This window comes from Methylobacterium sp. 285MFTsu5.1, assembly GCF_000383455.1.
Taxonomy (GTDB): Bacteria; Pseudomonadota; Alphaproteobacteria; order Rhizobiales; family Beijerinckiaceae; genus Methylobacterium.
In genome coordinates this window covers 1-13,536 of the sequence record NZ_KB911289.1, presented here as the reverse complement: position 1 = coordinate 13,536, position 13,536 = coordinate 1, and the positions used below count along the sequence as shown (strand labels likewise).

The following is a 13,536-nucleotide window of genomic DNA, read 5'->3' as shown; positions in this document are numbered from 1 at the left end:
CGGCAAAGCGTCACTGGCCCGCTCTTCACTGGGCCGGCACTGACCACCGGTGCGCGTTCGCGGTTTGGGTTCGCTGAACCCAAACGCGCACCGGTGGTCGTGCCGGCGTCGAGTGGACCGGGCCAGTCCCGAGACTTGACGAAGGCATCCCGGCCGACGTCCCCCGTCACGCCTCCTGCCTGCGCCGGAGGTCGCCGATGAGCCAGCAGCCCGGCAGCCTGACCCGCCAGCAGCTCTACGACCGGATCCGCGAGAGCTCGAAGGACGAGGTCATCCTCGAGGAGATGATCCGGCTCGGCTTCTGGCCGGACGGGGAAGCGCAACCCAACCCGCCGGACGACCTGATCCGCCGCCGCGGCGAGATCGCCCGCGCCCTCGCCGACCTGCACCGGCGGGAGGCGGCGTGGCGCGACCCGGAGGCCGCCCTCAAGGAGATGCATCGCCGCCGCAAGAAGGCGGCGCTGGAGCGGCGGCGCGAGACGCGGCTCCGTAACGCCCGCGACCGCCACGCCCGGGCGCAGGCATGGCACGCGCGCCGGGAGGCGGAGATCCTCCATCTCGGCGACGGCGTCTCGGCCGGCCTCGCGCACGCGGACGCTCCGGGGCGGGGGCCCGCCCCCGGTCTCCCGCCCCTGGCGAGCCCGAAGGCGCTGGCCGAGGCCATGGGGATCGGCCTCGGCGAGCTGCGCTTCCTCGCCTACGACCGGGCGCTCAGCGCGGTGAGCCATTACCGGCGCTTCACCATCCCCAAGAAGGCTGGCGGCCTGCGCCGCATCTCGGCGCCGATGCCGCGCCTGAAGCGGGCGCAATACTGGATCCTCGACGCGCTCCTCGCCCACGTCCCCGTGCACGCGGCGGCCCACGGCTTCGTGCCCGGCCGCTCGATCGTCACCAACGCCGCCGCCCATGTCGGGCGGGACGTCGTGGTCAATCTCGACCTCAAGGACTTCTTCCCGAGCCTCGATTACCGGCGGATCAAGGGGAAGTTCCGGGGCCTGGGCTACGCCGAGCCGGTGGCGATCGTGCTGGCGCTGCTCTGCACCGAGCCGGGCGTGGACGCGGTCGAGATCGACGGCGCCCGCCTCTACGCCGCCCGGGGACCCCGCCAGCTGCCGCAGGGCGCGCCGACGAGCCCCGCGCTCACCAACCTCGTCTGCACCCGGCTCGACGCCCGGCTCGCCGGCCTCGCCGGCAGCCTCGGTTTCACCTACACGCGCTACGCCGACGACCTGACCTTCTCGGCCTCCGGCGAGGCCGCCGGGAAGGTCGGCGCGCTGCTCAAGTACGTCCACGCCATCGTTGCCGGGGAGGGCTTCACCGTCCATCCGGACAAGACCCGCGTGATGCGCCGCGGCCGGCACCAGGAGGTGACCGGGCTCACCGTCAACGAGCGGGTCGGCGTGCCCCGCGAGACCCTGCGCCGCTTCCGCGCCCTCCTGCACGGGCTCGAGCGGCACGGGCCGGCCGGGTGCCGCTGGGGCGCGGCCGGCGAGGCGGGCGTGCTCCGCGCCGCGGTCGGCTTCGCGCAGTTCGTCCGGATGGTCACGCCGGAGACCGGCGCGCCGCTTGTCGCGCAGGCCCGCACCCTCGCGGACCGCCATTCGGCCCCGGCGACGGCGCCCCGGCAGCCGGACTTCCGCGCCCGGTCCGCGCGGGGCGCGGTGCCCCTCGCCCGCTGGTGGGTGCCGGCCCCCCGCCCCGCGCCCGAGCCGGACCCGATCCTGGTCGAGGCCGAGGCGGCCGCCGCCCGGGAGGCGGCCGAGGTCGCGGCCCGCGCGGCCGCGCCGGTGCCGGGCCGCAGCGGCGTGCCGGCCTCGGGGCGCCCGCGCCTCGGCGCCCCGGAAACGGCCGCCCGCGCGGAGGCCGCGCCGGACGCGGGCGCCGAGCCCGACGACACCCCGATGAAGCCCTGGAAGGTCGTCCTGGGGATCTTCGTCCTGTTCCAGGCGGCCGCCCTGCTGCACCCGGCGCTCGGGCTGCTCGTCCTCGCGGTCGCCCTGCTCCTCGGCCTGCGACGCCTGCTGCACCGCTGGCGCCGGCGCCGATGAGCCTGGCCCGGAGCCTCCCGGCCGGGCACCTCCGGACCAGCCTCGCCGCGCTCTTCGCCCTGGCCCCGGTCCTCTCGCTCGGACCGGGGGCGTCCCGGGCCGACGAGGCGCCTGCCGCACCCGTCTTCAACAAGGCCGAGGCCGCGGAGATCGCGGCGCCGCTGCGGCAGGACCCGGCCTTGCTGCGCAGCTTCGGCACCTGCCCGGCCGACACCTTCGCGCGGGAGCGCCCGTTCTGGCGGTGGGCGTTCGCGCCCCGCCGGCCCACCGAGCGCCGCTGCGCGCGCGAGCCCGCTTCCTGCTACGCGCTCTGCACCCGGTGGTCGAACGCGCCGGCCTGCTTCGACCTCGCCCTCGCCCTGGAACACCACTCCCTCGACGTCGCCGACATCCTCGACAAGGAGCGGCTCTACGCCCTCGCCTGCGCGGGCGGGTTCCCGGCGGGCTGCACCAACCGGGCGGCCGGGATCCGGAACGGCGGCTACGCGGAGGATCCCTTCCGCGACGCGTCGCGCGCCGACATGGATGCCTGCCTCGCCCGGAGCTTCCGTCTCGATTGCGACCGGCGCGGCGCCTGGGGCTGCGCCATGCTCGGCCAAGCCTATCGCCTCGGCGAGGGCGTCGCCGCCGAGGCGTCCCGGGCCCGGGCGGCGTTCGACATGGCCTGTGCGATCAACCCGGACTTCGCGGCCTGCACCTTCGCCAAACGGCAGCTGGCCGAGATGGGCGCGCCGTGAGCGCCGGCGACGCCGGACCGGCTTCCGACGCCCTGCGGGCCCTCTACGGGCGGGTCGACCCAATGCCCGAGGGGCCGCCGGCCCCGGGCCACGCCCGCGCCTCCCTGTGCGTGGACGTGTGCGACGGGGACGACGTCGCCGCCGCCGAGCGCTGGATGCTGGCCCATGCCGGCCGGCTCACCCGCGTGCGCAGCACCGGCTGCGGCTGCTGCGTGATCGGCTGGGACATCGAGGGGCCGGCGGCGCTCGTCGCCACCCTGCCGGCGGCGCTCGGGGCAACCTCCGACTGGGCCGGCCCGGCCGCGACCCCGCGGCGCGCGGCGAGCGCGCGGGGCCGGCGCTTCTGGGCGCACGGGTGGGAGCGCTGGTGGGAGCGCTGGGTCCGCCGCCGCTGAGACGCGACCGACACGCGGCCCCGACGGGGAGCCTAGCGCGGTTCCGCGACGGCCTCGGCGCGGTCCAGCACCGGCGGCGCCGGCCTCTGCTCCGGGATCAGCCGGTCCGGCGCCGCGCCGCGCTCGAGGGTGGCGACCGCCAAAGGCGCGCCGCGGCCGCGCAGGGCGTGCATCCCCAGTGCGCGGGCGCGGACGCCGTCGGGCAGCCGGTCCAGCCGGTCGAGGAGATCCTGCGAGATCAGGATGTCGACGCCCAGCGGGCGGCACAGGGCCTCGATCCGCGCCGTCACGTTCACGGCGTCGCCGAAATACGCGATCTTGTGGCGGTCGACCCCGACTTCGGCCGTGACCACCGGACCGCCGTGCAGCGCCGCCCGCAGCCGCGGGACCGTCCCGAACCGGGCTTGCCAAGCCGCGGCTTCGGCCTCGATCCGGTCGAGCACCGCGAACACGCAGGTGACGCAGCGCGCGTCCTTGAGGCCGCGCTTCATCGGCCACGTGATCATCGCGAGGTCGCCGATGAAGTCGTCCGTGGAGCCGGCGTTGCGCCGCACCGGCTCGGCGAGCGTCGCGAACACGGTGCTGAGATAGTCCTGGGCGCGCAGGTCGCCGTGGGTCTCCGCGAAAGCCGTGGAGCCGACCACGTCGAGGAACAGGAAGATCCGCTCCTCCTGCACCGGCTTGTGGTAGCGGCCGATCATGAAGTTCACGAACACCTCGCCGCCGATCAGGTCGCGCATGCGCATGACGAAGACCAGCAGGGCCGACACGGCCAGCGAGTAGGCGAGGAACCGCGGCGTGATCCGCACCGCCGTGGACAGGCTGTCGGCGGTGAGGCCGAAGGTCCAGACGACCAAGCCGCCGAGCGCGCAGCCGAGCGTGATCAGCACCACGTAGAGCAGTTCGGCAGCCAGCATGTAGACCAGCGCCGGCAGGCGGCGCAGCCGCGTCTGGACGCCCGACAGGGCCAGGCCGGGCACGAAGGCCAGCACCGTCCCGCCCACCGCCAGGGCGTAGACCAGGCCGGCGAGCATCGAGGCCCCGCCGACGAAGAGCAGGTTGTAGAGGAGGCCCGCCCCGCCGGAGGCGAGGAGGAGGGTCAGGGCCCAGAGCCAGCGGTACTGTGGGAGCATGGGCGGTCGGCGGGGTCGAGCGTGGCGGTGAGCACGGTTGGACCTACGCGATGGCGGGGGGCGAAGGCGAGAGGGGGGCGCCGCGACGGGTGGATCGGGCTGACGCCCTCGGGCTGGCCGGTCGCCCGTGACCGATCCGGAGCGATTCGCGCCGTCCACCCGACGTCGTCGGCCGGTGTCGCCGCGCGGCCACAGGTGGGGGCGCGTTCGATCCGGGAGGTTGAGACCTGCCCCCCGGCGGATCCCGCGATCGCGGGAGGCTGGTGGTCCCGGCAGGACTCGAACCTGCAACCCAAAAAGGCTATTTCCGCCAGCAGCCTAACGAACGTCTACGGGTAATGGTTAGCACTTTGTGCGACGACTGCAAGACGTAGCGCTGGCAGTTTCGTTTGAAGGTGACCGCAGCGCGGCCGGTCCTTCATCCAAACTCTTGGTATTGCTGGCTGCGTGATCATGTCTCTTCAATCAGAGCTGAACTGCAGCGCGCTCGCACGTTTCATCAAGAGGCAGCTCTCAAGATTGCAATCGAGCAGCGGAATAACACGGTCTGGCCAAAAGAATCTGGACCTACTCCGAGATCGTTTGGCCGGATAGGCAGGCAATCCGCCTCCCGACACACTGATGAGATTTACGAGAGTCTGCCGCGATTGCAGAGGCGGTTCATTTCCAGCTTATCTATTTAGGCTTAAAATCTCCAAAGAACGAAGTCGGAATGAAAGTCTTATTAAATTTCATGTCGGGATTGCGCTCATCAGCCGATAGTCATGCGCGGGTAGGATCGGTTGACTGGCTATACGGACGCAGCCTCAGTTCGCATATTAGGCTCCATGTTTCTCGGCTTGAGGTGGCCATCCACGAAGGTGCCGGCCTCCGAGAGAGCTGCGCGCCCCTCCGCAAGGTTCGGGAAGAACAGATGCCAAGCGTGGATCATCGCGGGCCAAATCCGAAGCGTGACGTTCATGCCCGCGCTGCCGGCCGCGCCGGCCAGACACACCGCATCATCGAGGAGCGTCTCGTCCGAGCCGACTTGGATCAGCGTCGGGGGCAAGCCCTTTAAATCGGCGTAGAGGGGTGAGGCCAAAGGGTTCTGAGGATCCGCGCCGCTCAGGTAGGCCGCCGCAAGTTCGGAGAGGTAGAGGCGCTGGATCATGGGATCCACCGCTGCCTTCGTCCTGAAGCTGTTGCCGCGCAAGGCCAAGTCGATCCAGGGTGAAGAGAGCCAGAGACATCCGGGCAGCGGGTCGCCCGCCTCTCGCAGGCGCAGCGCGGCGGCGACGGCGAGGCCACCGCCCGCGCTCTCGCCGCACAAGGCGATCTGTTCGGGCGAGATCCCCTGCTCCAGCACGAACCTATAGCCCGCCACCGCGTCGTCGAGGGCAGCGGGGAAAGGGTGCTCAGGGGCGAGCCGGTAGGCGAGTGCGAGGGTGCGGACGCCGGCGTCCTGCCCCGCGCGCGCAACGACGTGGCGATGGCTGTCGAGGGATCCAGCCATGTACCCGCCGCCGTGGAGGAAAATGAGGACGCGCTCGGAATCGACACCAGGGCAGAGGGTCCACTCACCCGGCACGCCGCCGGCATCGACAGGGGTGACGCGGGTGCCGGGCGGAAGCGCGTCGCGGCGGCCGAAGCTGTCGAGCCGGGCGCGCCGTGCGACGAGATCCGCCGGCCGCGGCTGCGCCTGGAGGAAGGCCCGGATCGCGTCGATCTCGCTGCGCATCGCGTTTCCACCCGCTACAGCATGAATCGATCGAAGAAGGCCGCGAGTTCGGCATGGGCGTCCAGGGGCAGCACATGCGCGACGTGCTGGTCCGGCCGCACGACGACGATGCAACCGTCCGCCCGCCAAATGCCGCGCAGTGCGAAGATATCGCCGGCCTTCGGGTCCGGGCAGAAGACCTTCTCGCAGTCGACGAGGTTATAACGCCCCTTCGGCGGTCGCAGCAGCGGTGGCATCGCTCCTAGAACGAACTGCCGGTGGCCCTGCTGCAGGATCGACCGCACGTCGATGACGGAGTCGATGTCGGCGCCCGCGGGTGTGAACCGCCGGATGGGCGCGTCGTCCGCTTCGGCAAGGTACGTGCACACGGCGCGCAATCGCGAGGATCGCGCGTCGGGCGATTCCGGATCCGCGAACAGGAACAAGCGCCAGCGGCCATCTGCCTTGACGGTGTGGCCGAGCTGAAGTGGCTTAGCATCGGCCAGCCGGATCACCGGCGCCGAATGAAAGCGTGTCCCGATCCTGAAGCCCTCGGCGAGGTTCTGATGCGTGGACTGGCCGGTGATGAGGGACGGCGGATAGCAGGTCTCGGTACCGGCGGTGAAGCGGCCATGCTTGACGAAGTACCGCTCGAACTCGGCCGGATCGACGCCGTCGCCGCCCGTCACGTCGGATGGCCTGGGCGGGGCGCTGAACATGCGGGCGAACGCACGGTCGAAGTCGATGAGTTCCTGGGCGACGGCGCGACGCTCCATCGAGTAGGTCTGGAGAATCTGCGGTGTACACTGCCCGCGGACCACGGCGGCGAGTTTCCAGCCGAGGTTGAAGACGTCCTGCATCGAGACGTTCATGCCCTGGCCCGCTTTCGGGCTGTGCGTGTGGCAGGCATCGCCAGCGATGAAGATCCGGGGCGAACGATGTTCACGGTGCGCAAGGCCGCCATCATCGAAGGCTTCGCAGAGCCTCTGCCCAATCTCGTAGACCGACCACCATGGGACTTCCTTCACCTCCAGCGTGTAGGGGTGCAGGATACGCCGCGCCGCCGCCATCAGGTGATCGACAGTCACCGCGTCCCTTGCCAGGCGCCGATTCGCGTCGAGCTTGTCGAGTTCGATGTACATGCGCACGAGGTAACCACCTTCGCGCGGGATGATTAGGAGGCTGCCCTCTTTGGCGGAGTGGATGGCGGACTTCAGGCGGATGTCCGGGAAGTCAGTCACGGCAAGTACATCCATGACGCCCCACGCCTGATTGGCGGAGTCACCGTGCACCGTAAGGCCCACAGCGCCACGCACGGCGCTGTGGGCCCCATCGCACCCGACGATGTAGCGCGCGCGTACGGTCTCGACGGCAGACGTCTGCGAATCGTCGATCCGCTCAAGCCTGACGTTGACCGGATAGTCGAAGTCGCTGGATGGCTCGATGCCGTCGCCCGTTTCGGCGTCCGTGAGAGCCAGATCGAGGAAGTTGCGTCCGTAGCTCGGCTCCAGGCGAGTGGGCGCGTTCTGCATCGTTGCGAGGAAGAAGTCGTGGACCCGCGCCTGGTTCATGATGACGTGCGGGAACTCGGACAATCCCTCCTCCGTATCCACGATGCGGCCAGTGCGGGTAATCACGTTCGACTGGTTGGGATCGGGGTTCCAAAAGCAGGTTTCGTTGACCCAGTACGCCTCCTTGAGGACGCGCTCGCTGAAGCCGAATGCCTCGAACATCTCCATCGTCCGGCATGCGATCCCATCGGCTTGACCGACGAGGAGGCGGCCGCGCTTCCGATCGATGATCCGAGTCGTGATGTTGGGGAAGGCCGCGAGTTGCGCGGCGAGTGTGAGGCCGGTCGGTCCGCAACCGATTATTAGGACATCGACCAGATCCGGCGATGCGCCCTTTAAGTGTGAATTTCCTCCTACCGCTGGTGGTTCGGCGATCGCTGGATCCCCGGACTTGTAGCCGTTGAGATGGAACTGCATCCGCGCAAATTCTCGGCCTGCTATCGGGGGCCTCAAACGGTCTATAGCGTCAGATCCGTTTCGGCACATTCATCTAAACACATTCGTAGCGACAACGACAGTCTCGCGGCCCTTCTAGAGGTATCACCGGGAGAAGAACGCTAGCGTTTACCAGCGGTCATAGCGCCGCTTAAGCTCCGCGGTTCGCGCTTCCGTATGCCCGAGTAAGCAGGTGGCGATAGCTGGATAAGTCCCTGTACCGCCATGCCACTCATCGGTGATGAGATCGCCGCAGTCGGCATTGCGGAATCGCATCCAAGACTGTTGAGCAAGTCTGAGCTCCTCCTGCCACTTCTTACCGTTATCCTCGCTGCTGATCGATTTCATGGCGCGTGCGTAAATCGCGTTCAATTTCTTATCTGCGATTTCCTGGGCTCGACCCAGGCAGGCGGTCATCCCTGGGCTGATCACCTCAGAACAGGCAGCGTCAAGTTTGCCCGCAACATCTCCGTAGGCCTTCGACAGCGCCTTCGCTGCATCCTCACCATGACGGTTCAGGCAGGAGTCTATTGTATTGTCATCCATGCAGGCCAAGGGCGGCGGTTCTTTCGAGGCTGATGGCGTCGCATCATTCGGCGCAGCGTATGCCGCGCTAAGAAAGCCGGCAGATAAAATAATAGAGAGAGCGAGGGCCTTCATCGTCGACACCTTTATATTCCGCGGATGCTGCCTTAGCGTATGCGCCTATTCGTCCGGCGCGGTGTATATCAATCTCAAACTAAATCCATCGAGGGCCAGAAACGGGGGCGTTAAGGCCAGGAGGGGCCCAAAGTCCGCGTCACAAATCTATTCGCGGTCGTAGCGCCGCTTAAGTTCTGCCGCTCGCTCTATGGTATGCGCGACCAGACAGGCTGATCCCGCTGGACCGGCGCCTGTACCGTCCATCCACTCGAATGATATGACATTGCCGCAGTCGGCATCCCGAAATCGAAGCCAAGCCTGTTGTGCGAGCTTGAGTTTTTCGCGCCATTTGCGGGCTGCGTCATCGTCGCTGCCTATCGACTTCATCGCACGGGCGTAGGTCTCATTGAGCTCCTTGTCCGCGACTCGTTGAGCACGCTCCAAGCAATCGCCGATGGCCGGGCCGATCACCTCGAAGCACATCGGAGCGACCTTTTTGGATGCGTCGGCGTAAGCATTAGACAACATATTCACAGCCGCTTCGCCATGGCGGCTCAGACATATGGTTGGGTCGTCCGAGTCACATGTCTCAGCGGCGGGCGCACTTGGCGCTGCAAGGGCCATGGGCACCAAAGTCACGCTGGCCACTGCGCCAGCAAATGCACCGGCAAGGGTGCGAAGAGCGGCCTTGCTCATACTGCTACCTGATCTGACTGTAATACTGCAACAAGCCACAGATTTACGGCCGTAATTTTGAGGTGTGTTGATCGCGCAGCATTTGCGATCTCGAAGCACGAGCTACGCTTGCTGCAATTGCCACATGGCCGGACCGCGCCTCACATGAGGCGCAGGTTGGATCACTTGGTTTCCGGCGCCTCAATAGTAACGCCCCGGAATGAAGCGAGTACGGGTCGCGTTCCAGTGACCTCTCATGTAGCCAACCGGCCGATTGGTGGCATGGCAAGCGGGGATCCACCTCGTGCCGTGATAGCAGAGTTTGCCGTAGCGGCTGAGCCAAGCGACGTTGGACACGAGGGGCTGATCGGAGGTTGTGAATGCCTTATCCAGGGCGATGATAGGTCCCGCATTCGCCGCGCCGATCGAGGCGATCGAAATGGCTGCGGCAACAACAATGGACTTCATGGATTGCTGCTTTCGTTAACAGATGGCGCATTGAACAGATCTAACTTGATCTGGGGCGATCCGGTTGATTTTGCCGGTTCGCTGCGGGAGTACATATCTCCGACCTCGGAGAGCTTAGGTGCTTCAGAACACGTCAGCTGCGGCGCCTCATTCGGCCTCCGCGCTGAAGAGCATCTCTCTCACAGCAGCGGCAAGGAGCCCGTATTCAAAATACTTGGCAGCGACGGTGGTAGCTTCGGAGTTGCAGGGTCACGGACCGGCGGAAGACCAGCCGCCGGCGGCCAGCTCGATCCGGTCGCCGTACGATTCGAGCATCTCGTCACGGTCTGGCCGGATGGCCTCGTCGGGAGCCGGGCCCGGGATGCCCGCGCCGTCTTCGAGGCGCTGTCCGAATCCGAGCAACTCGCGGCGATCGCCGCGGCACGGGCCTACGCGGCACACGCTCAGCGCAAGCCGGGCTACGCCTTCGCGTCGCAGGCGTGGTTGCGCCAGACCGACTTCGCCCCGCTGCCCAGCCCAGGGCGCCGCACAGCCGCGTCTTCGTCCGCGACGACTCGCCCGGATGGGAAGCGTGGGCCGCACACTACCGGCGCCTCGGCAGGCCGATGATGAACCCCCATCCACATCGGCGGCCAGGACGGCTGGCGCTTTGGGAGCCCGCTGCCGCCCACGGCAACCTCCGCGGCCTGATCGTGGCCGCTCCTCATCCGCCCGGTCCTCGCGATCGACCCTCTGATCAGGAGAGCCCCATGTCCGATTCCCCCGACGACCTCCTCAGCCCACCACCGGCATCGTGGCGGCCTTCGTCAGCCGCCAAGCGGTGGCCGCGGCCGATCTGCCCGGCCTGATGCGCACCGTCCGCGACGGCCTGCTCGCGCTGGGCGATGTGGGCCCGCCGATCGTCGCCGAGCCGGAGCCCGACCGCCCCGCCCCGACGCCCGCCCAGATCCGCAAGTCCGTCCACCCGGACAGGCTGATCAGCTTCATCAACGGCTGCGAATACAGGACGCTGAAGCGGCACCTCACGGCCTACGGTCTGACACCGGACAGCTACCGCGCACGCTTCAGCCTGCCCCACGACTATCCCATGGTCGTCGCCGGCTATGCTGCAAAGCACTCGGCGCTCGCGAAGGCGATCGGGCTAGGCGTGCACGGCGCCCAGGCGGCGTGGCAGGCGAGCAGCAGCATCGTCAACGACGCCGAGCACTTATACCGGTCGAGAAATGCCGTTTTGGGACGCGCAAAGCTTCCGGATCGACAAACGAGGATGACTCCCTAAGAGACGGTTTACCGATTGTTAATGTTTCCGTTTCTTTTCTGAATCTTCCCGATCGTATATTTAGAAGTCTTATTGGATGATTTTGACAGACGCCTATCGTTATCGTGCTGCGCTGCTCGCGGGTATGGCGTTCTCGATGCCCGCCACGGCCGGGAGCGCTGAGGGACTGCCGTGGGGCTTATATTCGGACAAATCTACCAGTATTGCTATCCCATTTGCGTCTCCAATTATCTGGAAGGCAAAGGACGAATTTGGCAACAATAGCCCCGGAGCAACGCTGAGTGTCGGTATCGACGGCATGAGCCCAAGCAATTTCATGCTCGATACTGGTTCGACGGGTATAGCCATCGGAAAAGACTCTAAAGTTTGGCAACCTGCTCCTGGCCAAGCGCCGATCGGACCGGGACAGATCACATATTCTAGCAGCCAGCGTGTCTTAACAGGTCAGCTCTACGAGACCACCGTGCAGCTTTACGACCCGGCAACGAAAAAACCTGTCGCTGCCGCGCGCGTACCCATACTGCAGGTGACGGCGGAAACAGTGGGCGGCGTTGCCGTAACCGGCGAAATTAAGACACAGATGTTTGGTGTCGGCTTCGGCCGTGAGGCAAAGGGTTTCCCGAATGGGACACCCGATGCAAATCCGTTGCTCAATATCAACTATATCGCCACTGGCGACGCATCCAAGCTTGTGCGTGGCTACATTATAACTAAGGACGGAATACAACTTGGACTTACAGCCGCAAATACACAAGGGACGACGTTCCTTAGGTTAACTGCCGGCCCGAAATCGGGGAACGCCATCGAATGGCAGATGACGCCGGGCGACCTGCAGGCTGGGGGCGCCATCGGCTCCGGAACTGTTCTGCCTGATACGGGCCTCTACGACTCCTACATCATCCTCCCGGATGGCAGCAGCCTCACACCCCATGCGAGGATCCCCAAGGGAACTCTCGTAACAGTTTACATGCCGGGTCGTACGAGCCCGCCTGTAGCGCTTTACAGCTTCAGAGTTGGTGACACGCGCAATCCGCTTGCGCCGGTGGGCGAGGTCTATGCGGAGAGCACGCCGGTGCCTGATACCGGCGCAACCTACATCAACACGACGATCACGATCCTCCGCGGCTTCAATCTCATCTATGACGCCGATAGCGGGTTCGCGGGTTACCAGCGCATTGCCCCCGAAAGTGCAGATCTCATTGCCCAGCCGATGATCGCACTGCAGGGAAGCTTGAGCTTGGCCTCGCAATTCACGACCGGCCTTCCCGTCTTCCTGATGAGTACGACGGCGCTGAACCCGCTCGATGTTGCGAGCCTCGGCGGCGACGTCTCCGGGCCTGGCGGCCTGATTAAGGTTGGGCTCGGCACCCTCGAACTTGCTGGCACCAACACCTATGCCGGCGGCACCACCATCCTCGGCGGCACCCTGGCCGTTTCCCGCGACGCTAATCTCGGCGCCGCCGGCACCGGCCTGACCCTCGGCGGTGGCACCCTCGAGGTCCTCGCCGACGGCTTCGCCACCGCCCGCCCGATCACGCTCGCCGGCCCCGGCACCCTGCAGATCGACGTCGGCACCGCCACCTTCGCGGGGCCGATTGCCGACGGCAGCCAGCCGGGCGTGCTGATCAAGTCCGGCTCCGGGACCGCCGTGCTGTCGGCCGCCAACACATTTACCGGCGGCGCTGTCATCAGCGCCGGCACTCTCGCCCTGACTGCCACCGGCAGCCTCTCCGCACCGGTCCTCGTCGGTGCAGGTGCGAGCTTTCTCAATGCCGGCCTCGTCGCCGGCAGCGTCGGCAACTTCGGCGTGCTCGCCAACAGCGGTACCATTAATGGCGCGATCGCCAATGCCGGTATGGCCGTCAACGCCGGTACCATCGCCGGCGGCACGACCAACAGCGGCAGCCTGGTCAACACCGGCACCCTCGCGGGCGGTCTGACCAACACCGGCACCGCCCTCAACACCGGCGCGATCGCCGGCGGCGTCATCAGCAGCGGCAGCCTGAGCAACGCCGGCACCATCGGCGGCGGCGTCGCCAACACCGGCCTCCTCGCCACCAGCGGCACGATCAGCGGCGGCCTGACCAATGCCGGCACCGTGCTCGCCAGCGCCGGCCGCATCGACGGGCCCATCGCCAACAATGCCGGCCTGCTCGCCGTCGCCGGATCCCTGGCCGGCACCGGCCCCTTCGCCAACGCCGCCGGCGCGACGCTCGCCGTCACCACGGGCGGCAGCTACAGCCTTGCCGGCCCCCTCGCCAATGCCGGCCTCGTCGCCGTCGCCCAGAGCGCCAGCCTCACCGCCTCCGGCGGCCTCAGCAACGCCGGCCTCGTCGCCAGCGACGGCACCCTCACCGCCGACCTGACCAACACCGGCGTCGCCCGCCTGTCCGGGCAGTTCAACGGCACGCTCACCAACACCGGCCTCGTGCAGATCACCGGCCCGCTCGCCGGGCT

Annotated in this window: 11 protein-coding genes; 5 read left to right on the top strand and 6 right to left on the bottom strand. The window is 67.3% G+C overall.

The window, feature by feature from the left end:
* Window positions 1-197: 197 nt before the first annotated feature.
* Genes H288_RS0123790 through H288_RS0123780 form a run of 3 tightly spaced genes read left to right on the top strand, consistent with a single transcriptional unit; the run spans window position 198 to window position 3,180 of the window.
* Window positions 198-2,048, top strand: coding sequence for a reverse transcriptase family protein (locus tag H288_RS0123790; protein WP_020095089.1), 1,851 nt, complete (start codon window positions 198-200; stop codon window positions 2,046-2,048).
* Window positions 2,045-2,785: a hypothetical protein gene (locus H288_RS0123785; RefSeq protein WP_020095088.1), complete on the top strand. Its 741-nt coding sequence runs from the start codon at window positions 2,045-2,047 to the stop codon at window positions 2,783-2,785. Before H288_RS0123790 ends, H288_RS0123785 begins: the two co-directional genes overlap by 4 nt.
* A complete protein-coding gene (locus H288_RS0123780) occupies window positions 2,782-3,180 on the top strand; it encodes a hypothetical protein (protein WP_020095087.1) in 399 nt (132 codons plus the stop codon). The genes H288_RS0123785 and H288_RS0123780 overlap by 4 nt, the downstream gene beginning before the upstream one ends.
* A 32-nt stretch (window positions 3,181-3,212) precedes the next feature.
* Here the strand turns inward: H288_RS0123780 and H288_RS0123775 are convergent, their stop codons facing one another.
* The 6 genes from H288_RS0123775 to H288_RS35240 all read right to left on the bottom strand — a co-directional run bounded on the left by H288_RS0123775 (window position 3,213) and on the right by H288_RS35240 (window position 9,800).
* Window positions 3,213-4,313 carry an adenylate/guanylate cyclase domain-containing protein gene (locus tag H288_RS0123775; RefSeq protein WP_020095086.1) on the bottom strand — a complete coding sequence of 367 codons (1,101 nt, stop codon included), beginning with the start codon at window positions 4,311-4,313 and terminating at the stop codon, window positions 3,213-3,215.
* Between the two features lie 790 nt (window positions 4,314-5,103).
* Window positions 5,104-6,030, bottom strand: coding sequence for an alpha/beta hydrolase (locus H288_RS0123770; RefSeq protein WP_020095085.1), 927 nt, complete (start codon window positions 6,028-6,030; stop codon window positions 5,104-5,106).
* A gap of 14 nt (window positions 6,031-6,044) precedes the next feature.
* A complete protein-coding gene (locus H288_RS0123765; RefSeq protein WP_026605234.1) occupies window positions 6,045-7,997 on the bottom strand; it encodes an FAD-binding monooxygenase in 1,953 nt (650 codons plus the stop codon).
* A 147-nt stretch (window positions 7,998-8,144) separates the two neighbouring features.
* Window positions 8,145-8,675, bottom strand: a complete 531-nt coding sequence (locus H288_RS34195; protein ID WP_128083443.1) for a lysozyme inhibitor LprI family protein — start codon at window positions 8,673-8,675, stop codon at window positions 8,145-8,147.
* Between the two features lie 147 nt (window positions 8,676-8,822).
* The gene (locus H288_RS34190; RefSeq protein WP_081636529.1) at window positions 8,823-9,353 is read right to left on the bottom strand and encodes a lysozyme inhibitor LprI family protein; all 531 of its coding nucleotides are present in this window, start codon (window positions 9,351-9,353) and stop codon (window positions 8,823-8,825) included.
* Between the two features lie 180 nt (window positions 9,354-9,533).
* Complete coding sequence (locus H288_RS35240; protein WP_128083444.1) at window positions 9,534-9,800, bottom strand: hypothetical protein; 267 nt, start codon at window positions 9,798-9,800, stop codon at window positions 9,534-9,536.
* Between the two features lie 793 nt (window positions 9,801-10,593).
* Between H288_RS35240 and H288_RS0123755 the strand changes: the two genes are divergently transcribed.
* The gene (locus tag H288_RS0123755) at window positions 10,594-11,079 is read left to right on the top strand and encodes a MucR family transcriptional regulator (RefSeq protein ID WP_020095082.1); all 486 of its coding nucleotides are present in this window, start codon (window positions 10,594-10,596) and stop codon (window positions 11,077-11,079) included.
* 463 nt (window positions 11,080-11,542) lie between these two features.
* The coding region (locus tag H288_RS34185) for an autotransporter-associated beta strand repeat-containing protein (RefSeq protein ID WP_245274568.1) at window positions 11,543-13,536 on the top strand (1,994 nt) is incomplete at its 3' end.

Bases quoted from the DNA above. Each gene is read 5' to 3' on its own strand.
- H288_RS0123790 (WP_020095089.1), top strand. From the start codon at position 198: ATGAGCCAGCAGCCCGGCAGCCTGACCCGCCAGCAGCTCTACGACCGG.
- H288_RS0123785 (WP_020095088.1), top strand. From the start codon at position 2,045: ATGAGCCTGGCCCGGAGCCTCCCGGCCGGGCACCTCCGGACCAGCCTC.
- H288_RS0123775 (WP_020095086.1), bottom strand. From the start codon at position 4,313: ATGCTCCCACAGTACCGCTGGCTCTGGGCCCTGACCCTCCTCCTCGCC.
- H288_RS0123770 (WP_020095085.1), bottom strand. From the start codon at position 6,030: ATGCGCAGCGAGATCGACGCGATCCGGGCCTTCCTCCAGGCGCAGCCG.
- H288_RS0123765 (WP_026605234.1), bottom strand. From the start codon at position 7,997: ATGCAGTTCCATCTCAACGGCTACAAGTCCGGGGATCCAGCGATCGCC.
- H288_RS34195 (WP_128083443.1), bottom strand. From the start codon at position 8,675: ATGAAGGCCCTCGCTCTCTCTATTATTTTATCTGCCGGCTTTCTTAGC.
- H288_RS34190 (WP_081636529.1), bottom strand. From the start codon at position 9,353: ATGAGCAAGGCCGCTCTTCGCACCCTTGCCGGTGCATTTGCTGGCGCA.
- H288_RS35240 (WP_128083444.1), bottom strand. From the start codon at position 9,800: ATGAAGTCCATTGTTGTTGCCGCAGCCATTTCGATCGCCTCGATCGGC.